Source organism: Roseovarius sp. MMSF_3350 (assembly GCF_030733425.1).
Taxonomy (GTDB): domain Bacteria; phylum Pseudomonadota; class Alphaproteobacteria; order Rhodobacterales; family Rhodobacteraceae; genus Roseovarius.
This window is the reverse complement of the sequence record NZ_JASHIZ010000027.1, coordinates 1-19,882: the sequence shown is the minus strand read 5'-3', so window position 1 is coordinate 19,882 and position 19,882 is coordinate 1. Positions and strand designations below refer to the sequence as shown.

The window sequence follows — 19,882 nt, the reverse complement described above, 5'->3', positions numbered from 1 at the left end:
GCCCGGGCCTAAACCCTGGGCGATGATTGCTGATGAACGAGACCGTGACCGTGACCGAAGCGAAACCCGTCAAAGTCCCTACCCTGCCTGACGCCCAGACCGTGACGGCGGTCAAGCACTGGACCGACCGGCTGTTTTCCTTCCGCACCACCCGCCCCGCCAGCCTGCGCTTTCGCTCGGGCGAGTTCGTGATGATCGGGCTGCTGCAGAAAGACGAAAAGACCGGCAAGGAAAAGCCACTGCTGCGGGCCTATTCCATCGCCTCGCCGTCATGGGACGACGAACTGGAATTCTATTCGATCAAAGTGCAGGACGGCCCATTGACCAGCCGGTTGCAGCATATCCAGCCGGGCGACGAGATCATCCTGAGGCCCAAGCCCGTGGGCACGCTGGTGCATGATGCTCTGCTGCCCGGCAAGCGACTGTGGCTCTTTGCAACGGGCACCGGCTTTGCGCCCTTCGCGTCGCTGCTGCGCGACCCGCAGACTTATACCGATTACGACGAAGTCATCATCACCCATACCTGCCGCGAGGTGGGTGAACTGACTTATGGCAAGGAGTTGATCGACGGTATCCGCACCGACGAGATGCTGGAGGAGCTGATCGGCGAAAACTTCCACGAAAAGCTGCGCTATTACCCCACCACCACGCGCGAGGAGAGTCCCAAGATGGGCCGCATCACCGATTTGATGCGCAAGGGCGAGGTGTTCGCGGACCTTGGCGTGGAGCCGCTGAGCCCCGAAAGCGACCGTGCGATGGTCTGCGGCAACATGGCCTTCAACCTCGAGATCAAGGACATGCTGGAGGAATACGGCCTGCGCGAGGGCGCCAATTCCGATCCCAAGGAATACGTGGTCGAGAAAGCGTTCCTTGACTGAAGCACGCGTTCAGCCGGCAAAGCAAAAAACCCGCGCTGGTCGCAGCGCGGGTTTTCGCTTTTCAGAGCGTGGATACACTCAGAGGTTCAGCGCGTCCCGCACCGCGTCCAGTGCACTTTCCAGCATATCCGGATTGTCCCGCGCCGCTTCGAGGCTGGATTTCAACCCTGTCTTCTGATCCGCATCGAGATCGGAATTGTCTATGTAGGTGGTCACCTGGTCATAGTCGAAGCCTTCGAGCGTCAACAGCTCTTCGATCGGCGTGTCGGCGGCCTCGGTGGCAACCTCGTCAGTCCCGCCTGCAGTGTCTTCGGTCGCCTCCGCGGTCTCGTCCACGACCTCCTCGGCGGCATCCTCCGTCGCGGCGGCGGCATCGCTGACGGTGTCCGCCGCGCCCTCGGCCGCTTCGTCGGTCGCATCAGCCGCATCGCTTTCGGTGCCGGCAGCGGCGTCCGCCGCTTCAGAGGCGGCTTCTGTCGTGTCCTCCGTCACGTTCTCGGCTGTCTCGGCCACGGCGTCCGCCGCATCGGCGGCCGCTTCAGCCGCCGCCTCCGCGGCTTCGCTGGCCGTGTCGGCGGCGTTATCGGCAGCGTCCTCGGCGAAGTTCGCCGCGTCATCGGCGGCCTCGTCGGCGGCTTCCGACGTGGCATCCACGGCATCCTCCGCGGCCTCAGCGGCATCATCGGCGGCTTCTGCGGCATCGTCGGCGGCCGCGTCCACGGCTTCACCGGTGTCCTCGACAGCGTTCTCGGCCTCCTCGCCGGCGGTCTCGCCGGCGCTGTCCAGTTCCTCGGGCGAAGACACGGTGCCGGACACCTCGTCGACGACCTCCTGCGGTGACTTGCCGGTGAACAGCATGTAACCGCCGGCAAGGATGGCAAGGGCGACGATCAGCCACAAAATGGTTCTCATTGGTATTCCCTTCAACTGGCAGGTATCTAAAGACCGTGACAGCCTGCCTTACAGTTGCTTCGAGTTGAAGCCTAAATTCGGCGCGTGCAAGGGGAAATTACCGCCGATGCAGTCTTCACGCCCCTATTTTGCCGCTTGAAACACCCCCTGCGCGCGGTTACCTTGCGACCTCAAACTCGTCGAACGATCGAAGGACAAAAACCATAGCCCGCAGACCACACAACGCGCCTCCGACGCGCGACACCGGCCCCCGCATCAACGATAAAATCCGCGTTCCGGAAATCCGCCTGATCGGGGCGGATGGCGAAAACGTCGGCGTCGTGACGCCAGAACGCGCGATGGGCATGGCGGAAGAGGCCGGTCTGGACCTCGTGGAAATTTCCCCGAACGCCAACCCGCCGGTCTGCAAGATCATGGACTATGGCAAATACAAGTACGAACAGCAGAAGCGGGAATCCGAAGCGCGCAAGAAACAGAAGGTCATTGAGGTGAAGGAGGTGAAATTCCGCCCCAACACCGACACGCATGACTATGACGTGAAGATGCGCAACGTCTTCCGCTTTCTTGAAAACGGCGACAAGGTGAAGATCACCCTGCGGTTCCGCGGCCGCGAAATGGCGCACCAGGATCTGGGCCGCGACCTGTTGCAGCGGGTGGCCGAGGACATCAAGGACATCGGCAAGGTCGAGAACATGCCCAAGATGGAAGGCCGCCAGATGATCATGATCATCGCACCGGGCGCCAAGTAGGACGTCAGAATTCAGGCAGCGAGGCTCTGCGGCTCGTGCGGTCAGGCCTATCGGGCCTGACCACTTGCTTTTCTGCCAAGCAGGTGGTCAGATACCGCCGATTTCACACTCCCGGAACCCGCCACTCAGAACAACAGGGGTTCATGAAAGGCCCGTCACCGGCCTTGTGGGAGGTGAGACCGGCTGAACAGGGGGATTGGGGATGAAGTGTGGACAGTTGATGGCCGCGGGGATGCTGGCCTGTACCGTCGCACAGGCCGCAGCCGATGAAAGGGCGAGCGACGGTCAGGTCAACCTGATCTTTTGGCAGGCACCCTCGATCCTGAACCCCTACCTGTCCGGCGGTATCAAGGATGTCGAATCGGCCAGCCTCGTGCTGGAACCCTTGGCGCGCTACGATGAGACCGGCGAGATGGTCCCGTGGCTGGTGGACGAGATCCCGACCGTCGAAAATGGTGGCATCGGCGAAGATTTCAGGTCGATCACGTGGCGGCTCTCGGACGATCTGAAATGGTCCGATGGCACGCCGGTGACTGCGACCGACGTGGCCTTCACCTGGACTTATTGCACGGCGGAAGGTGGCGGTTGCGCGCATGTCGACAAGTTCGCCGGGATCACCGATATCGAAACACCGGACGAGCGCACGGTGACCATCCGGTTCGAGGAAGCCAAGCCATTTCCATATGACGCCTTTGTCGGCGCGACGTCCCCCATCCTTCAGGCGAACCAGTTTGCGGACTGCCTTGGCGAGCGGGCGCCCACCTGCACCGAGGCGAATTTCCATCCCATCGGTACAGGGCCATTCGTGGTGGATGAATTTCGTACCGGCGATACCGTCAGGATGTCGGCCAATCCCCATTACCGCGACCCGGCCAAGCCGGCCTTTGCAAGCCTGATGATCAAGGGCGGCGGCACGGCAGAGAATGCGGGCCGGGCCGTGCTGGAAACCGCGGATTACGACTATGCCTGGAATTTGCAGTTGCCCCCCGAGGTACTGGACGGTATGCAAGCTGCCGGCAAGGGCGAAGTTGTCTCGGCGTTTGGAACGCTCGTGGAGCGTATCGTGATCAACCTGACCGACCCTTCCTCCGGCTTGGGGGATGCGCGGTCGACCCTCGCGCATCCGCATCCCATCCTGACCGACGTTTCGGTGCGGCAGGCGCTCAGCATGGCGATCGACAGGGAGATCCTGGTCGAGATCGGCTATGGCGAGGCCGGGCGGGTCACATGCAACATCCTGCCTGCCCCCGAGCTTTATGCCTCGGACGCGAACGAGGCGTGCAAGGTGCAGGATATCGAAGGCGCGAAGGCGATTCTGGACAGCGCCGGATGGACGGACAGCGACGGCGACGGGGTGCGCGACAAGGATGGGATTGCCTTGCGCCTTCTGTTCCAGACCTCGACCAATGCCGTGCGCCAGACCTTCCAGGCCGCGATCAAGAGTTGGTGGTCGGAACTCGGCGTCGAGACCGAGCTGCGCAATGTCGACGGCAATGTCTTTTTCGGCAGCGATCCGAACAGCCCGGACACCTATCAGAAATTCTATGCCGACATTCAGATGTACGCCCAGATGTTCGATGGCACCGACCCCGAGGCCTATATGGCCAGTTGGACCTGCGACCGGATCCCGACGCCGGAGAACCAGTGGCAGGGAACCAACATACCGCGGTTCTGCAACGGGGCCTACGATGCCCTGGCCTCGGAGATGAGTGAAACAGGCGGGCTCGAAGACCGGGCAGAGCTGGCGCGCGCCATGAACGACATGCTGGTGCAGGACTTCGTGATCCAGCCGCTTGTCCATCGCGGCCGCGTCTCGGCGCATGTGAATTCGCTGGGTGGCGTCATTCTGAATGCCTGGGACAGCGAGTTGTGGAACGCGGCGGACTGGTACCGGATCCCGGTTGATTGATCCGGCAACCGCGATGAGCGTGCCGGAAAAGGACGGGGTGGGATGCTGACATTCGCGTTGCGCCGCCTGCTTTTGTCAGTTCCGATGCTGATCGTCATCGCGCTGGTCATTTTTCTGTTGCTGGATGTCGCTCCGGGCGATCCGATGGGCAACCTGCCGCAGACGATCTCGCCCGAGGTTAGAGCCCAGATGCGCGAGGCCCTGGGCTTGGGTGAGCCGCTGCACGTGCGGTTCTGGAAATGGATGGTGCAGCTTTTCTGGGTCGAGCCGCAGGTGCTGATCGACCATGTCTTTGGCACGTCCCTCGCCGTCGACAAGCCGCGGGTACTGAGCTGGCAAAGCCGGGCGCCGGTGATGTTCGAGATCGCACAGGCCCTGCCCCAGACCCTGTGGGTGGTGGGCACGGCCTATGTCGTAGGTATCCTTATGGCGCTACCGCTGGGTATCTTCGCTGCCTACAGGCAATACTCGGTTTTCGACAACGCCAGCACCTTCGTCACGATGGTGGGATACTCCCTGCCACCCTTCCTGACCGGCCCGCTGATCATCTTCGTCTTCTCGGTACAGTTAGATCTGTTTCCGTTCATTTACGAGACGAGCCACCGTGTCACCGACTGGGAGAGTTTCACGTACCAGGTCAAGCAGATGGTCCTGCCAGTGCTGGTGCTGTCGGTGCAGACCACGGCCCAGATCAGCCGCTACATGCGTTCGGCGATGCTGGACAACCTGAGCCAGGATTACGTGCGCACGGCGCGGGCCAAAGGGATGAGCGAATGGGTCGTCGTGATGGTGCATGTGCTGCGCAACTCGATGATCCCGGTGGTGACGGTCATCGCGCTGGGGGCCCCGGCCATCTTTGGCGGAGCGATCATCACCGAGCAGGTCTTTGCAATCAACGGGATCGGGGCACAGTTGATCGGGGCGATCAAGGCTAACGACCTGCCGCTCGTTCACACGCTCACGTTTCTGTTCGCCGTGCTGATCGTGCTGGCCAACCTGCTGGCCGATCTGCTTTACGGTCTGCTTGACCCGAGGATACGCTATGGCTGATCCACTTCGCGTCTCACACGGGCTATGGCGTGACATCCTGCGCCAGTTCATGCACCACAAGGGCGCCGTATTTGGCGCCGGCCTTTTCGCTGCCATCGTGATCGGCGTGCTTGCAGGTCCGCTGCTTTGGGATGTCGCGCCCGACGCGCCCGATTTCTCGGCGCGCAATGCCGGCCCGAGTGCCGCGCACCCCTTCGGCACCGATCAACTGGGCCGAGATCTACTGGCGCAGGTGCTGGCGGGCGGTCGTATTTCGCTGTCGGTGGGATTGGCGGCGATGGTGCTGTCGGTTGGGCTTGGCACCTTGGTCGGCGTGGCGGCGGGAGTCTTTCGACGGCTCGACGGGCCGTTGATGCGGCTGACGGACCTATTTCTGTCGCTTCCGCTGTTACCCCTGCTGCTGGTCATCGTGATGCTGTTCCGCGAAGCGCTGAGTGCCTCGGTCGGCACGAACACCGGCATCTTTCTTCTGATCGTCATTGCCATCGGCGTAACGAGCTGGATGCCGGTCGCGCGGATCGTACGCGCCGACGTGCTGAGCGTACGGGAGCGCGAGTTCGTGCTGGCCGCGCGCGCATCCGGCACCACACAAATGCGGATTATCACGCGCCATATCCTTCCTAACATCCTGTCGCCCATCGTCGTTTCGGCGACACTGGGCATCGCCAACGCCATCATCACCGAAAGCGCGCTCAGTTTTCTCGGCCTCGGCTTCCCATCCGACTTCCCCACCTGGGGCCGGCTGCTGAGCGACGGGGTGGTCTATCTCTCCGAGTTTCCGTGGCGGGTGTTCTGGCCCGGCCTGATGATCTCGCTCACGGTGCTGAGTGTGAATTTCATGGGCGACGGGCTGCGCGACGCGCTCGATCCCAGGCTGCGTGGACGTGCCGCGCCGCTTTGATCCCGATCAAGGTGTGCCATTTTTCGGCCTGATACTTTGACACGCGAGAAAACAGGAGGCCGCCATGAACTTTGCCCGTCAAAAAGACGCCCTGGTTGAACGCCGCGGCGAGCTGAACGCGCATCTGAGCGCGGTAGAACATGCGTTGGATGAGGCCCCGCCCAAGGATTGGGAGGATCGCGCGTCGGAGCGGCAGGGCGACGAGGTTCTCGAAATGCTCGGCCTCAAGGAAATGGCCGAGTTGCGCCGCATCGACGCCGCCCTGGCGCGAATCGAGGCCGGCACCTACGGGACTTGCCAACGCTGCGGCGAAAGCATCGCGGAAGCCCGACTGGAGTTCCTGCCGGACACGCCGTGTTGCACCGCCTGCGCGTCCTAGGCGCGTCAGGCGGGCATGCGCTGTTCCACGATCCCGGCCCACCAGCTGCACCCCGCCGGAATGACGTCGTCGTTGAAGTTGTATTCCGGGTGGTGCACCGGCGCCGAAGGACCGTTGCCCACCAGGATATAGGCGCCCGGCCGTTCCTCGAGCATGAAGGCAAAATCCTCGCCCCCCATGACCAGAGGCGCCGTATCGCATTGCCCTGACACCGATTTTGCCACCTCGGCGGCAAATTCCGTCTGTTCGTCATGGTTCGCCATTACGGGGTAGTTGTACTCGTAATCCAGCGAGATCTGCGCGCCGAAGGCCGCGCCGAGATGATCGCAGATGCCTTTCATCCGGGTCGCCGCCAGCTCTCGCATCTCGTTACTGAGAGTGCGCACGGTGCCCATAAGCGTCACCCGTGAAGGAATGACGTTGAATGTGTGCGAGGAGGTTTCCATCGAGGTGACCGAGACGACGATCTGCTGGATCGGGTCGGCGTTGCGGCTGACGATGGTTTGCAGGGCCGTTACAAGGTGGCCGGTGACCACCGTGGGATCGATTGTCTCATGCGGCTTGGCGGCATGGCCGCCCTTGCCCTCGACCACGATGTCGAACTTGTCGGTGGCTGCAAAGAACGGGCCCGGGCGGATGGCGAACTGGCCCGGCTCGACCCCCGGCCAGTTGTGCATGCCATAGACTTCCTGGATGCCGAACCGCTCCATCAACCCGTCATCGCACATCTCCTTGCCGCCGCCGCCGCCCTCTTCGGCGGGCTGGAAGATGATCACGGCGGTGCCGTTGAAATTGCGCGTCTCCGCCAGATACTTGGCGGCTCCCAGTAGCATGGCGGTGTGCCCGTCATGGCCGCAGGCGTGCATGGCGCCGGGGGTCTTGGACGCATAGTCCAGCCCCGTGGCCTCGTGAATGGGCAGCGCGTCCATGTCGGCGCGCAGGCCGATGGTGCGGCCCGACGTGGCCTCGCGCCCCTTGATGACCGCGACAACGCCGGTGCGGCCCAGGCCGGTGACCACCTCGTCGCAGCCGAAGCTTTGCAGTTTTTCGGCAACCAGCGCGCTGGTGCGGTGGGTTTCAAAGAGGATTTCCGGGTTTTCGTGGATGTCCCGGCGCCACTCGGTGATCTCATCCTGCATTTCTGCAAAGCGGTTCTTGATGGGCATGGTCGGTCCTTTCAGTATCCACAATCCGAGGTCAGAACGACATGGTCCGGGGCCACAGTGCGATAGAGCGACGGGCCAGGGTCGTGATCCTTGGGGTGTACAGGGGACGGGATCGGTTTGAAACTCAAATCACTTACCTGTCGCCGGTGGGCCGGGTCGGCGACGGGAACCGCGCTGAGCAAGGCGCGGGTGTAAGGGTGCCGAGGACCTTCCAGCACCGCGGCGCGGGGGCCGCGTTCGACAATGCGCCCGGCGAACATGACCGCGACGTGATGGCTGACCCGTTCCACCACCGCCATGTCATGGCTGATGAAGAGATAGGACAACCCCAGCTCGGCCTGCAATTCCATCAGCAGGTCCAGAACCTGCGCCTGAACGCTGACATCGAGCGCCGAGACAGCTTCGTCGGCGACGATTAATTTCGGGTTAAGCGCCAGCGCGCGGGCGATGGCGACGCGCTGGCGCTGACCCCCCGACAGCTCGTGCGGGTAACGGTCGAGATAGCTGCGCGGCAGGCCGACACGATCGAAAAGCGCGGTCACGCGGTCGGTACGTTGTGCCTTGGTCTGGGTCGTGAAATTGCGCAAGGGTTCGGCCACCTGCTCGGCCAGACGCAGAACGGGGTTGAGGCTGCCGTATGGATCCTGAAAGATCATCTGCATCTGCGCCCGGGCGCGGCGCAGCGGCCCGGCGGGCAGCGCGGTGATATCCTGGCCATCCAGCGTGATCCGGCCGCTATCAGGCTCCTCCAGCCGCAAGAGCGAGCGGCCCACGGTGGACTTGCCGCAGCCGGATTCGCCAACGAGGGCGAGGGTTTGACCCGCGTTGATCGAGAAGGACACATCCTCGACCGCGTGGACATGGGCGACGGTGCGGCGCAAGAGGCCGCCGGTGACGGGAAAGCGGGTGGTGAGATGCTCGACCCGCATGAGTTCGGCGCCCTGCCCCGGAACGGGTCTCAACGGTTTTTCGGGGTCGAGCGCGAACGGCTCGGGCCCGGGTTTTCCACGCATGTCGCCCAAGCGAGGCACGGCGGCGAGAAGCCGTTGCGTATAGGGATGCGAAGGTGCGGAAAAGATTTGCGAAACGGGGCCTTCCTCGACCTTTTCGCCCTCTTTCAGGACCACGACGCGATCGGCCACCTGGGCCACCACGCCCATGTCGTGGGTGATGAACAGAACGGCGGTGCCAAAGTCACGACGCAGGCGGTCGATGAGGGCGAGGATCTCGGCCTGGGTGGTGACGTCGAGCGCGGTGGTGGGCTCGTCCGCGATAAGCAGGCGCGGCTCGCAGGCGAGGGCCATGGCGATCATCACCCGCTGACGCATGCCGCCGGAAAGTTCATGGGGATATTGCGTGAGACGGCGAGCGGGTTCGGAAAGACGGACTTCCTGCAGCAATTCCAGGGCCCTGGCCCGCGCGGCGGCGCGCGAGAGGCGGCGGTGTTTGCGCAGGCCTTCAGTCAGTTGGAAACCGATGGTGAAGACCGGGTTTAGGGCGGTGGCGGGTTCCTGGAAGATCATGCCGATGCGGGCGCCGCGCAGGTCACGCATTTGATTTTGCGTGAGTTTTCCAAGGTCGACCGGACCTTGGCCCGCGTCGAAAAGCATCTGCCCGCCGGTGATCTGTCCGCCGTCAAAGCCCACGAGGCGCATCAGGGCCAGCGAGGTGACGGACTTGCCGGATCCGGATTCTCCAACGATTGCAAGGGTTTCGCCGGGCGCGATTTCAAATGAGACATCCCGTACGGCGTCGATCACGCCCGCGTCGGTGCGGAACGAGACGCGCAGGTTTACAATCCGGGCCAGGGGCATGTCGCGCATGAAATCGAGTTAACCCGCCGCATTCGGCGAGGTCAAATGGGAAAGGTGAACGGCGAATCGACGACCGAAACCACGTCGGTATCGCGTCGGTATTTGCAGCGGTATCGCGACGGTGTTCCTGTCAGGCGTGCCGAATGAACGGACCGGACGGTCGTGGCCAGAATTTGTTAAAATTCTGGAGCCGGAAAATGCGCATTTTCCGGGCCATTTTCTGCGCAGAAAATGCCGCCCCCACCTCAGGGCGTGGCGGGCGTCAGGCGGGTGATTCCAACCGAGGCGGCGCGGGCGAGATCGGCATCGAGCGACATCGGGATGTATTCGCCCCGACGCCAGAGCTGGGCCATGTCGTCGTAGTGCCGGCTGAGGAAGTGGCCGGACTGCCCGGTCGCGGTGATGAACACGCTGCTGTCGGGGTCGGCGAAATCGTAGACCCCGCGATAACCCGCGCCGTGCACGTTCTGGAACGGGTCGGGCCCCTGCCCGCGCGTGCGGCCGCGCAGAAGCGTGTTGTCGCCGCCCGAGGTGGATTGGCGGATGTTGACGAAATAGCGCAGCAGCGGCACCTCGCCCAGGACCTGGTGATCGTGGGTGGCCTGGTGCGCGTCGCCCCAGCGCAAGCTTTCGAGGGCGCTGCCATAGCGCTCGTCGATCCAGATGAGGGCCGCGTCGAGAGAGATGCGGGCGAGGTCCGAGCAGGTTTCCTGAACCGTGGACTGGCGGATGTCGCACCAAGCGGACGCGCCGTCGATGTCACGGTACACGCGCTCGATGAACACCGGGTCGGGATGGGTGAACTCGTCGGCCAGCGGGCCGAGGTCGTCGACGATCAGGCGGCGTTGCAGTTCGCGCAGCCACGCGGCGTAGATGAGCGGCTCGGGCAAGTGCTCGTTCATCTCCCCGTTCCATTCGGACAGCAGGTTCAGCGCGCGCTGGCGCTGGCGTTCCGGCGTGCCGTCGGGCGCGGCTTCGCCGGTGAACCACAGGTCCTTGCCGATGAGCGGCAGAAGCGAGCGGGCGGTAAAGCTGACGGTGTCGAGCTGCGCCTCGATGAAGCTGTCGCGGGTATGCACCTCGCGGTTCTGCATCAGGCGGCGCCAGCGGAAAACGCGCTGCGTGTCGCCCCACTTGTAGCTGACGTGGTTGGGGAACGGGCGGTCCACGGTCTTGTTGTTGGTGTTGCCCAGGATGCCGCCCGCCGGGGCCTTGAACTCGGGGTTGGCGGAATAGGCCAGCGTGCCCTGCCAGCGGTTCTTTTCCTCCCACCCGCGCGAGGGGTAGCGGCCGCGGGTTTCATGCTCGGCGTCGCGGCGGGGCATGGCGCCGATGGTCTTCATCGCGATGGTGGTCTGATCGACCAGCGTGAGGTTCTGTGAGGGGGCGATGTAGCCCTCGCCCGCCGCAATCGCCTCGTCCACCGAGGCGGCGCGCATCAGGGTCATGGCCGAGGACAGTGTTGTGTCGCTGTCGGAAAGCGCCGTCCAGCCGAGCGACGCGACATGGCCCGGGGGCGTCACGTCGGCCAGGTTGTAATGCGAGCCGGGCAGCACGGGGCCGTTTTCCGTCCAACGCAGGGTCAGAGTGATGGGAGCCTGGTCCGCGATGCGGATGATGGTGCTTTCTGTGCGGAAGGGCTTGTAGCCCTCGGGCGTTAGGTATTCCTGCGGGTTGTCGGGGTTCAGGCGTTCGATGAAGAGGTCCTGATCGTCGAGGTATGACGACGTGACGCCCCAGCCCAGATCGGCGCTCCGGCCGGCCATGACGATGGGCACGCCGGGGATGGTCGCACCTATGACGCCGCCCGTCTGCAATTCCAGCCGGGCGAGATACCAGATGGCGGGGGCGGTGAGGCCAAGGTGGGGATCGTTGGCAAGAAGCGTGCCGCCAGAAGCCGAGCGCTTGGGCGCGGCGGCCCAGGCGTTGGAGGCGCCGGCGAAAGCGCGCTTCTTGAAGGGGGAAAGCGGGTGTTCGGGGATGCCGGAGCCTGTGGAACGGGCGAACTGGGTGCCTTCGGGAAAGAGGCTGGCGTATTCGGGCAGCGCGGCGATGCCGGTGCCGGGTGCAAGCGGCATGATGTCGTCCAAGCGGTCGGGATCGTCCAGTTCGAGGGCGGCGTGAGCGTAGAGCACTTCCTCTTCCAGATGCGCGGACAGCTGCACCGCCATGAGCTTGACGATGGCGATGGAATCGGCGGGGGTCCATGGCGCCACGGGGTTGTTGAACACGAACATCTCGGGCGCGCCGCGACCCAGGGCGGAGGAGTTGATTTCCTTCAGACGCGCGTTGACCCCGGCGGAATAGGCGCGCAGGGCGGCGAGCGTCTGGGTGTCCTGCGCCTCGACCGACCGCTGGGCCAGCGTGTAGAGGCCGAAGCGGCGCAGGATCTTGTCGATCTCGACGGTGCGGGGGCCGAACACCTCGGACAGGCGCCCCTGCACGGTGCGGCGCAACATTACCATCTGCCACAGCCGGTCCTGCGCGTGGGCATATCCGAGGCCATAGAACGTGTCGGGGTCGTTGGTGCCGAAAATATGCGGCACGTTGGCGTTGTCGCGCACGATCTCGACCGGCTCCAGGATGCCGATGACCTCGAGATCCTTTGAATAGTCCGGCAGCGAGCGCGACAGCAGGAAATAGACGCCCAGCAGCGCGATCAGGCCGAGCAGGATCATCCCGCCCGCGATCCGCACCAGCCATTTGAACACTTGCGCCATGCCCCACCCACGTTAGGTTGCCATTCCGGTGGGGATAGTCACAAATCCCGGCTTAGACAATGGGGCCGCCGATCACAAAAGCGGTCCGACGGCACGAGGGAGAACACGATGACGAAGCTGGCATTTCTGGGACTGGGCGTGATGGGGTATCCGATGGCGGGGCACCTGGCATCGGCGGGCCATGAGGTTTGCGTTTACAACCGGACGGCGGCCAAGGCCGAGGCCTGGGTGAAGGAGCATGGCGGCCGCCACGCGCCCTCCCCGCGCGAGGCCGCGGAGGGGGCGGAGTGCGTGATGTCCTGCGTGGGCAATGACGACGATCTGCGGTCGGTCTGCCTGGGCGATGATGGCGCGTTTGCCGGCATGGCGAAAGGCGCGACCTTTGTCGACCACACGACGGTGTCGGCGCAGGTGACCGAAGAGCTTTACGCGGCTGCCAAAGAGGCCGGGATCGGCTATGTCGACGCGCCGATTTCGGGCGGTCAGGCGGGGGCCGAGAACGGACAACTGTCGATCATGTGCGGCGGTGACGAAGATGTGTATGCCAAGGCCGAGCCGGTTATGGAGACCTATGCCAAGCTCTGCCGCCGGATCGGCGAGAGCGGCGCGGGCCAGATGACGAAGATGTGCAACCAGATCGCCATTGCCGGGCTGGTGCAGGGCCTGTCCGAGGCGCTGCATTTCGCCGAGAAGGCGGGGCTGGACGGTCGCGCGGTGGTCGAGGTGATCAGCCAGGGGGCCGCGGGCAGCTGGCAGATGGCGAACCGCTACGAGACGATGCTGGACGACCAGTTCGAGCATGGCTTTGCCGTGGACTGGATGCGCAAGGACCTGGGTATCTGCCTGAAGACCGGGGACGAGAACGGCGCGTCCCTGCCGGTGACGGCGCTGGTGGATCAGTATTACAAGGATGTGCAAAAGATGGGCGGCGGGCGTTGGGACACGTCGAGCCTGATCAGGCGGCTGCGCAAGCTGGGGTGAGTTGCGAGGCGGGGCCGGCGAGATTGCAGCTGCTGCCGGGAGGCACAGAGAGGTAGAGGAGGCGTGAGATGACCGACTATCCGGTGAACATGGGCGTGACGCCGCAGGTGCAGGGCTTTTTCGACGAAGCCACCAACACGATCAGCTATATCGTCAAGGACCCCGCCAGCGACGCCTGCGCGGTCATCGACAGCGTGATGGACATAGATTACGCTGCGGGTCGGATCACCTATGACCATGCCGACGCATTGATCCGGCAGATCGAGGACCAGGGCCTGCGGCTGGAGTGGATCATAGAGACGCATGTCCATGCAGACCACTTGTCCGCCGCGCCCTATATCCAGGAAAAGCTGGGCGGCAGGATCGGGATCGGATCGAAGATCATGGTCGTGCAGGACACGTTCGGCAAGGTGTTCAACGAAGGCACCGAGTTTCAGCGCGACGGGTCGCAGTTCGATGCCCTCTTCGAGGATGGCGACACCTACATGGTGGGCGGGATGACCTGTTTCGCCATGTACACACCCGGCCATACGCCCGCCTGCATGGTGCATGTGATGGGCGACGCGGCCTTCGTGGGCGATACGCTCTTCATGCCCGACGGCGGCTCGGCCCGGGCGGATTTTCCGGGCGGCGACGCCGGGCAGCTGTATGACAGTATCCAGAAGGTGCTGGCCCTGCCCGACGCGATGCGTTTGTTCATGTGTCATGATTACGGCCCCAACGGGCGCGATATCGCTTGGGAGACCAGCGTGGGCGACGAGAAGGCGCACAACATCCACGTGGGGGGCGGCAAGACGCGGGATGAATTCGTCAAGTTCCGCACCGAGCGGGACGCGACGCTGGCCATGCCCAGGCTGATCATCCCCTCGCTGCAGGTGAACATGCGGGCGGGTAAGGTACCGACGGACAAGGACGGGAACCCGGTGCTGAAGGTGCCTGTTAACGGGTTGTAAGACACCGCGCGTTCCAGGCGCATTCGGAGGGATCGCATGAGCGACGACATCCTGAGCAAGATATCGGCGTCGAACGGCGCGGGAAGCCCCAAGGTGATCGGGTTTTATGACGAAGAAACAGGCAGTTGCCAGTATATCTGCATCTGCCCCGAGACGCGGCACGCGGCGCTGATCGACGTGGTGCAGACGCTGGACCCGAAGTCCTTCTCCACCGGGTTCGCGCCGGCGAAATGGGCGCTGGATTACATCGCGGAACGCGGGCTGGAACTGGAGTGGATTTTGGATACGCACCCGCATGCGGATCACCTGATGGCAGGGGCGTGGCTGAAGGAGCAGACCGGCGCGCCCACGGGGATCGGTGAAAAGGTGCGCGATATCGCGGCGCTGTGGCGGGACTATTACAACATGCCTGACGCCTTTCCGGTCGATCCGCATTTCGACCGGCTGTTCGCGGAGGGCGAGACTTTCAAGATCGGCAATCTGGACGTGAAGGTGATGTTGTCACCGGGCCATACGCTGGGGTCCGTGACCTATGTGGTGGGCGACGCGATCTTTGCCCATGACACGCTGATGATGCCGGATGCCGGCACCTCGCGCTGCGATTTTCCCGGCGGGACGGCGGCGGAGCTTTATGACAGCATCATGCGGATTTTGGACCATCCGGACGCGTTTCGCGTTTTCATCGGGCACGATTACGGCACCGACAGTCGCGACGAGCCTGCCTGGGAAAGCACGGTGGGCCAGCAGAAGCGCGAGAACATTCACTTGAAGGATGGCGCGAGCAAGGCCGAGTACGTGGTGCGGCGCGAGAAGCGGGATGCGACGCTGGCGCTGCCCGACCGGATGCTGGCAGCGTTGCAGGTCAACCTGCGCGGCGGGCGGCTGCCCGAGCCGGAGGAAGACGGAAAGAGCTATCTCAAGATCCCGGTGAACAAGTTCTAGCGACCCGGGCGCGTGGGTTTTCACCCACCCTACGCGGCGCGGATCCCCGCGGCATATCGGTCGATGGCGGAGCGGATGTCCTGCGTCTCGGGCCATTGCGCGGCGTCTTCGCCGTAGCGGTCGAGAAGCGCGGAGTACTCCGCTTCGAGCGTGGCGATGCGGGATTTGTGGGTATCGAGATCGGGGGCTTTGCGCCAGCTTGTGTCGACGCGGCCACGCAGACCACAGGCGCGGCGTGCGGTAGATGTGGCGGTTGGTGTAGACGCCCGGCAGGTGCGCCTCCTCGCCGATCTCGGTGATGAGGGTCTCGGCGGTGGCTTCGGCTTCGGCGTCACGGTTCAGCGCCCAGAGGGTTTCGGCAAGGCGGGCGCGGTTGAAGACCGTGTTGTTGGCGTTGGCGATGCAGAGCTCAATGACGGGCGGCATGGCGGCGTGGTGCACCAGCCGGTTCACCTCCGCGTCGATCTGTCCCTTGACGAGGAAGGCGTCGAGCAGTGTGGCCAGTTGTTCACGTACGGCGGCGTCGGGTTCGGCGGCGAAGCGGTTCTGCACGGCGGGCAGAATCTCCTTGAAGAAATACGCGGTCTTGCTGGTCGACAGAAGCGCGCCGTGCACGGTGCTGATGACGTCGATACGGTCACGTATGTCCGGCGCATCGAGCCAGCCATCGGCGACGATCAGACGCACGACGGCAAGGTTGGTGGTGGAGCCGAAGTGGCAATGCGCGGGACGGTAGTGCAGCGCAGGCATGAGGTCGCGCGGCAGGTCGGCGAGGTGTTGCAGGGCAACCTCGGTCAAGGCGCGGTGATCACGCGCGAGACAGAGCGTGAAATGGGCCAGCGTGCGGGCCGCATCGGTATGACCGGCCTGCCAAAGTCGGGCCGATCAGGGCGTGAAAACCCGCACTGTGCGCCTTGATCAGCTGCGTATGGGCGTCGGTGCTGCGCGGAAGCATCGTGCCGAGCGGCGGATAGGGCAGAAAGGCCGCGGGGCGCCCGGTGGTGTGCGCCCAGAGATGACAGCCCAGCGTGCACCACGCGGTCGCGGGCTGGCTGAGCGTGGAGCCGTCCGCGAGGTCGAGCGCGATCTGGCCGTGGGTGGTGAGCCTGGCGGTGAAGTCCGGCAGCTCCGGCGCCGGGGGTGTGTTTTCCTGCATGTGCGAGAGCGCCTTGCTGACCCGGCTGACAAGAGGCGGGTAATGCGCAAAGAGCGTGGCCATGGTGGTGAAGAGATCGCGCAGGATCTGCGTCAGGTCGGCGCGTTCGGCCGCGGGGCGTGCGGTGGCGAGCGTGCGAGTCATGTCCGCCGCGCCGTGAAAAGCGACGCGGTCGCCGTGATGCAGAAGGACACCGTCAGCACCGGCATCGTCGCGCAGGTGATATCGGTCGACATAGGCGAGGTCACTGGCAGGCGCGTCCAACAGGCGGGCGCCGACCCAGGCACGGGTGCCATCGGTCAGCATCGAAGCGCCGCAGACCCGGTCCGCATCGGGGGACGCATCGGACAGGCGCAGGCCCCGGTACCAGACGCGCGACACATCGCGGAAATAGGGCGCGCGCCAGGGCAGCGTATCGTCCTAGCCCAAGGGTGCCAGCGTGTCGAAATCCGCACCGTCGAGACGGGCCCAGGTGTCAGGGCCGGTCGTCAGGGACATCCAGACCCCTGCCCCGTCGGTCAGTGCGACATGGGGCATGTTCACCTCGTTTTCGTCAAACCAGCGCAGGCGCAGGCCGGGCGCGCAGAGGTCAATGCCGTCGGGGGGCGGCACCTTGTGAGTGCTGAAATAAAACTGCGTGCTGTCGGTGGCGTAGACATGGCCGGGCGGACGCAGGTCCGCAGGCCCGCTGCCCTTGGCCAGCCGCATGCGTTTGTCGCGGAAGTAGCCGGTGGTGGCGTCCCGGCCATGAAGGGGGCCGAGGGCGGTGAAGCTGTCGGCGTCAGCGGATTTGATCGGCTTCAGCTTGCGGGCCGTGACCAGGTAGATCGTGTCGGCGTCGCGCACGTAGGTTTGGGACAGGATATCAAATTTCGTGGTGTCAAGTTCCATGCACTGACCGCAAGCGCACCTCGAAACGGGTTGGCCCGCGTGGCGTCCGTTACAAGGCTGACGACCACGGGGGGATGTACGGACCGCATGGTTAACCGTATGGTCCTGCTGGCGACAGGGGGATCTTTGCCTGGACCTTGGCCGCGCCCGCGGGGGTGCCGGGGCAATTCGCGGTGCCGGTGGGGTTTATACCGGCCCGGCCTCAGCATGTGGTGGCGACCGGGGTGCCCGGCGAGTGACCAGGGAGCGCGTGGGTTTTCACCCACCCTACGCGGGGGCCGGTGAAACCGCGTTTGATTGCGCCAGGTGGACGGCGAAACCGCTTTCGCTTCAGAGGCTGAGCTTGTCGCGCATGAAGGCGAGCGCGACCGACAGGCCATCGGGCGCAATACCGTGGGCGGTGCCTTTCATGACGTGGGCGTAGACCTCTTTCCAGCCGGCGGATTGCAGCGCTTCGGCGGCCTCGGGAAGGGATTGGGGCGGCACAACGTCGTCGGCGTCGCCATGGACCAGCAGCACGGGCGGGCGGCTCACCACCTCGTCGGCCAGAAGCTCGGGTTGTAGCAGGCGGCCGGAAAAGCCGACGATGCCAGCGATCTCGTCCTCGCGGCGGGGCGCGACGTGCAGGGCCATCATCGTGCCCTGGGAAAAGCCGAAGAGAACGACCTGTTCGGGCAGTACGTCCTCGTCCACCATGAGCGCGTCGAGAAAGGCGTCGAGGTCTTTCGCGGCGGCCTGCAGCCCGCGATGGGCCTCTTCCTCGCTAGAGCCGTCGATCCACGGTATCGGGAACCACTGGTGGCCCATGGGCATCATCGGGATCGTCTCGGGCGCGTCGGGTGCGACGAAAAGCGTGTCGGGCAGGTGTTCGGCCAGGGGATCGGCGAGACCCAGGAGGTCGGCCCCGTTGGCGCCGTATCCGTGCAGGAAGACGACGACGGAGCGGGTCGTGCCCGACATGGGTTCCTTGCGGCCGGCCTGAAGTACGCGGGTCATCTGATGCCTTCCCTTTGTTTCGCCACACGGTAGTAGGCCCAGAGCTGGCGGGCTGCAACCGATCTCCACGGGCTCCAGGCGATGGCCATGTCGCGCAGGGCGCGGTCGCGGGGGCGTGCGGGTAGATCGTAGAGGAGGCGGGCGGCCTCTTGCAGGGCGAGGTCGCCGGGGGCGAAGACATCCGCCCGGCCCAGCGAGAACATGGCGTAGATCTCGGCCGTCCAGGTGCCGATGCCGGGAACTTGCGTGAGGGTGGCGATGACCTCGTCGGTGGGAGCATCGCGGAGCGCCCTGAAGTTTATGCCTGCGTCCGAGAGCGCACGGGCATAGCGGATCTTCTGGCGGCTGAGGCCCGCGGCGCGCAGGTCGTCGTCGGAGGCCCACATGATCTTGCGCGGGCCGGTGAGCTGGGCGGCCTTCAAGCGGGCCCATATGGCGGTGGCGGAAGCGGTGGAAACCTGCTGACTGACGATGGCCGAGAGAAGCTCGGCGAAGCCGTCGCGGCGGCGGCGCAGGGGGAGCGGACCGGTCTGCTGATAGGCATGGGCCATGCGGGGGCAGAGCGCGGTGAGGTGCGCCACGCCCTCGGCGACGTCCGCATGGGTTTCGATGATCCGCTCGGTCACAGGGCACGGACCCATGCAAGCGCCTCGTCCGCGGATTCGGCGCGGGGGGCGTCGGGCTGCGGGGGGCGGTTGACGAGAGCCACGCGGATGCCAAGACGGCGGGCGGCGTCCAGCTTGGTGCGGGGCGTGGGGCCGCCGGCGTTCTTGGCGATGAGCCAGTCGATGCCGAGCGATTTGAAAAGGTCGTATTCGTGCTGCTCCGAAAAGGGTGGGTCGCCGGGCAGGAAACGGCCGTTGGGGAAGGGAAAGGGCGTGTCGGGCACGTTGATCTGACGGCTGATGATGGTGCAGGCCGAGAGGTTGGCGAAGCGTTGGAGCGTCTGGCGGCCGGTGGCGAGAAAGACGGTGGATCCCGGGGCGATGTGGCTGGCCGCCTCTTCCTCGTGATCGATCAAGATCCAGTCGTCTCCCGGCCCCGGCGTCCAGGGTGGGCGCAGGACCTGGCAATAGGGTATGCCGAGGTCGGCACAGACCCGGGCGGTGCGTTGCGAGATGCGGGCGGCGAAAGGGTGCGTTGCGTCGAGCACGGCGGTGATGGCCTGATCGTTCAGATAGGTGCGGAACGCGGCCTCGCCCCCGAAGCCGCCGCTGCGCGTGGGGATGGCCAGTGGCGCGGGCGCGCGGGAGGCGCCGGCCAGCGAGGCCACCGCCACGATGCCGCTCGCATGCAATTGGGCGGCGATGGTCTTGGCCTCGCCCGTGCCGGCCAGCAGGAGGAGCGTCACGAAGGTGGCCTTTGCGGTGAGAAGAGCGGTCTTGCGGGCATGGTCGGGCGGACTATAGGCGGGCAAGCCTGCCGCGCCAATGGGCCAATTTCGCATTGCGCTGCGCGCAATACGACCGATGGGGGGGGGGGGGG

At 64.7% G+C, this 19,882-nt stretch carries 19 protein-coding genes; 10 read left to right on the top strand and 9 right to left on the bottom strand.

What is annotated here, in order from left to right:
* The first annotated feature begins 32 nt into the window (after nt 1-32).
* Entirely contained in the window at nt 33-878 is an 846-nt protein-coding gene (locus tag RBB31_RS19275) for a ferredoxin--NADP reductase (protein ID WP_306130878.1), read from the top strand.
* A gap of 78 nt (nt 879-956) precedes the next feature.
* Here the strand turns inward: RBB31_RS19275 and RBB31_RS19270 are convergent, their stop codons facing one another.
* The gene (locus tag RBB31_RS19270) at nt 957-1,790 is read right to left on the bottom strand and encodes a translation initiation factor 3 (RefSeq protein ID WP_306130877.1); all 834 of its coding nucleotides are present in this window, start codon (nt 1,788-1,790) and stop codon (nt 957-959) included.
* Between the two features lie 203 nt (nt 1,791-1,993).
* Here RBB31_RS19270 and infC point away from each other — a divergent pair, with 203 nt between their 5' ends.
* The 5 genes from infC to RBB31_RS19245 all read left to right on the top strand — a co-directional run bounded on the left by infC (nt 1,994) and on the right by RBB31_RS19245 (nt 6,778).
* Nucleotides 1,994-2,539: a translation initiation factor IF-3 gene (gene infC / locus RBB31_RS19265; protein ID WP_371931351.1), complete on the top strand. Its 546-nt coding sequence runs from the start codon at nt 1,994-1,996 to the stop codon at nt 2,537-2,539.
* A 202-nt stretch (nt 2,540-2,741) separates the two neighbouring features.
* A complete protein-coding gene (locus tag RBB31_RS19260; protein ID WP_371931350.1) occupies nt 2,742-4,448 on the top strand; it encodes a peptide ABC transporter substrate-binding protein in 1,707 nt (568 codons plus the stop codon).
* A 42-nt stretch (nt 4,449-4,490) separates the two neighbouring features.
* Nucleotides 4,491-5,498, top strand: coding sequence for an ABC transporter permease (locus RBB31_RS19255; RefSeq protein WP_306130876.1), 1,008 nt, complete (start codon nt 4,491-4,493; stop codon nt 5,496-5,498).
* Nucleotides 5,491-6,399, top strand: a complete 909-nt coding sequence (locus tag RBB31_RS19250) for an ABC transporter permease (RefSeq protein ID WP_306130875.1) — start codon at nt 5,491-5,493, stop codon at nt 6,397-6,399. The genes RBB31_RS19255 and RBB31_RS19250 overlap by 8 nt, the downstream gene beginning before the upstream one ends.
* Nucleotides 6,400-6,463: 64 nt before the next feature.
* Nucleotides 6,464-6,778 (top strand): TraR/DksA family transcriptional regulator, encoded by a 315-nt coding sequence (locus RBB31_RS19245; protein ID WP_306130874.1) that lies wholly within the window; start codon nt 6,464-6,466, stop codon nt 6,776-6,778.
* Nucleotides 6,779-6,783: 5 nt separating this feature from the next.
* Here RBB31_RS19245 and RBB31_RS19240 read toward each other — a convergent pair whose 3' ends face one another.
* The 3 genes from RBB31_RS19240 to RBB31_RS19230 form a co-directional block, all read right to left on the bottom strand.
* The gene (locus tag RBB31_RS19240) at nt 6,784-7,944 is read right to left on the bottom strand and encodes a M20 aminoacylase family protein (protein ID WP_306130873.1); all 1,161 of its coding nucleotides are present in this window, start codon (nt 7,942-7,944) and stop codon (nt 6,784-6,786) included.
* Between the two features lie 11 nt (nt 7,945-7,955).
* Nucleotides 7,956-9,767, bottom strand: a complete 1,812-nt coding sequence (locus RBB31_RS19235; protein ID WP_306130872.1) for an ABC transporter ATP-binding protein — start codon at nt 9,765-9,767, stop codon at nt 7,956-7,958.
* Nucleotides 9,768-10,003: 236 nt separating this feature from the next.
* Nucleotides 10,004-12,478, bottom strand: coding sequence for a penicillin acylase family protein (locus RBB31_RS19230; protein WP_306130871.1), 2,475 nt, complete (start codon nt 12,476-12,478; stop codon nt 10,004-10,006).
* Here RBB31_RS19230 and RBB31_RS19225 point away from each other — a divergent pair.
* The 4 genes from RBB31_RS19225 to RBB31_RS19210 all read left to right on the top strand — a co-directional run bounded on the left by RBB31_RS19225 (nt 12,470) and on the right by RBB31_RS19210 (nt 16,272).
* Complete coding sequence (locus RBB31_RS19225) at nt 12,470-13,459, top strand: NAD(P)-dependent oxidoreductase (RefSeq protein ID WP_306130870.1); 990 nt, start codon at nt 12,470-12,472, stop codon at nt 13,457-13,459. The genes RBB31_RS19230 and RBB31_RS19225 overlap by 9 nt on opposite strands.
* A gap of 68 nt (nt 13,460-13,527) precedes the next feature.
* Nucleotides 13,528-14,412 (top strand): MBL fold metallo-hydrolase, encoded by an 885-nt coding sequence (locus RBB31_RS19220; protein WP_306130869.1) that lies wholly within the window; start codon nt 13,528-13,530, stop codon nt 14,410-14,412.
* 36 nt (nt 14,413-14,448) lie between these two features.
* Nucleotides 14,449-15,354: an MBL fold metallo-hydrolase gene (locus tag RBB31_RS19215; protein ID WP_306130868.1), complete on the top strand. Its 906-nt coding sequence runs from the start codon at nt 14,449-14,451 to the stop codon at nt 15,352-15,354.
* 273 nt (nt 15,355-15,627) lie between these two features.
* Nucleotides 15,628-16,272 carry a hypothetical protein gene (locus RBB31_RS19210; RefSeq protein WP_306130867.1) on the top strand — a complete coding sequence of 215 codons (645 nt, stop codon included), beginning with the start codon at nt 15,628-15,630 and terminating at the stop codon, nt 16,270-16,272.
* Here RBB31_RS19210 and RBB31_RS19205 read toward each other — a convergent pair.
* The 5 genes from RBB31_RS19205 to RBB31_RS19185 all read right to left on the bottom strand — a co-directional run bounded on the left by RBB31_RS19205 (nt 16,163) and on the right by RBB31_RS19185 (nt 19,844).
* Nucleotides 16,163-16,891, bottom strand: a complete 729-nt coding sequence (locus tag RBB31_RS19205; RefSeq protein ID WP_306130866.1) for a hypothetical protein — start codon at nt 16,889-16,891, stop codon at nt 16,163-16,165. The genes RBB31_RS19210 and RBB31_RS19205 overlap by 110 nt on opposite strands.
* 39 nt (nt 16,892-16,930) lie before the next feature.
* Complete coding sequence (locus RBB31_RS19200) at nt 16,931-17,401, bottom strand: DKNYY domain-containing protein (RefSeq protein WP_306130865.1); 471 nt, start codon at nt 17,399-17,401, stop codon at nt 16,931-16,933.
* A gap of 330 nt (nt 17,402-17,731) precedes the next feature.
* Entirely contained in the window at nt 17,732-18,397 is a 666-nt protein-coding gene (locus RBB31_RS19195; RefSeq protein WP_306130864.1) for an alpha/beta hydrolase, read from the bottom strand.
* The gene (locus tag RBB31_RS19190) at nt 18,394-19,038 is read right to left on the bottom strand and encodes a DNA-3-methyladenine glycosylase (RefSeq protein ID WP_306130863.1); all 645 of its coding nucleotides are present in this window, start codon (nt 19,036-19,038) and stop codon (nt 18,394-18,396) included. The genes RBB31_RS19195 and RBB31_RS19190 overlap by 4 nt, the downstream gene beginning before the upstream one ends.
* Nucleotides 19,020-19,844, bottom strand: a complete 825-nt coding sequence (locus tag RBB31_RS19185) for a cobalt-precorrin-6A reductase (RefSeq protein WP_371931349.1) — start codon at nt 19,842-19,844, stop codon at nt 19,020-19,022. Before RBB31_RS19185 ends, RBB31_RS19190 begins: the two co-directional genes overlap by 19 nt.
* Between the last annotated feature and the right edge of the window lie 38 nt (nt 19,845-19,882).

What these genes read in the sequence shown, in the direction of transcription:
- RBB31_RS19275 (WP_306130878.1), top strand. Translation starts at nt 33, where the DNA reads ATGAACGAGACCGTGACCGTGACCGAAGCGAAACCCGTCAAAGTCCCT.
- RBB31_RS19270 (WP_306130877.1), bottom strand. Translation starts at nt 1,790, where the DNA reads ATGAGAACCATTTTGTGGCTGATCGTCGCCCTTGCCATCCTTGCCGGC.
- RBB31_RS19260 (WP_371931350.1), top strand. Translation starts at nt 2,742, where the DNA reads ATGAAGTGTGGACAGTTGATGGCCGCGGGGATGCTGGCCTGTACCGTC.
- RBB31_RS19255 (WP_306130876.1), top strand. Translation starts at nt 4,491, where the DNA reads ATGCTGACATTCGCGTTGCGCCGCCTGCTTTTGTCAGTTCCGATGCTG.
- RBB31_RS19250 (WP_306130875.1), top strand. Translation starts at nt 5,491, where the DNA reads ATGGCTGATCCACTTCGCGTCTCACACGGGCTATGGCGTGACATCCTG.
- RBB31_RS19245 (WP_306130874.1), top strand. Translation starts at nt 6,464, where the DNA reads ATGAACTTTGCCCGTCAAAAAGACGCCCTGGTTGAACGCCGCGGCGAG.
- RBB31_RS19240 (WP_306130873.1), bottom strand. Translation starts at nt 7,944, where the DNA reads ATGCCCATCAAGAACCGCTTTGCAGAAATGCAGGATGAGATCACCGAG.
- RBB31_RS19235 (WP_306130872.1), bottom strand. Translation starts at nt 9,767, where the DNA reads ATGCGCGACATGCCCCTGGCCCGGATTGTAAACCTGCGCGTCTCGTTC.
- RBB31_RS19230 (WP_306130871.1), bottom strand. Translation starts at nt 12,478, where the DNA reads ATGGCGCAAGTGTTCAAATGGCTGGTGCGGATCGCGGGCGGGATGATC.
- RBB31_RS19220 (WP_306130869.1), top strand. Translation starts at nt 13,528, where the DNA reads ATGACCGACTATCCGGTGAACATGGGCGTGACGCCGCAGGTGCAGGGC.
- RBB31_RS19215 (WP_306130868.1), top strand. Translation starts at nt 14,449, where the DNA reads ATGAGCGACGACATCCTGAGCAAGATATCGGCGTCGAACGGCGCGGGA.
- RBB31_RS19200 (WP_306130865.1), bottom strand. Translation starts at nt 17,401, where the DNA reads ATGGAACTTGACACCACGAAATTTGATATCCTGTCCCAAACCTACGTG.
- RBB31_RS19195 (WP_306130864.1), bottom strand. Translation starts at nt 18,397, where the DNA reads ATGACCCGCGTACTTCAGGCCGGCCGCAAGGAACCCATGTCGGGCACG.
- RBB31_RS19190 (WP_306130863.1), bottom strand. Translation starts at nt 19,038, where the DNA reads ATGGGTCCGTGCCCTGTGACCGAGCGGATCATCGAAACCCATGCGGAC.
- RBB31_RS19185 (WP_371931349.1), bottom strand. Translation starts at nt 19,844, where the DNA reads ATGCGAAATTGGCCCATTGGCGCGGCAGGCTTGCCCGCCTATAGTCCG.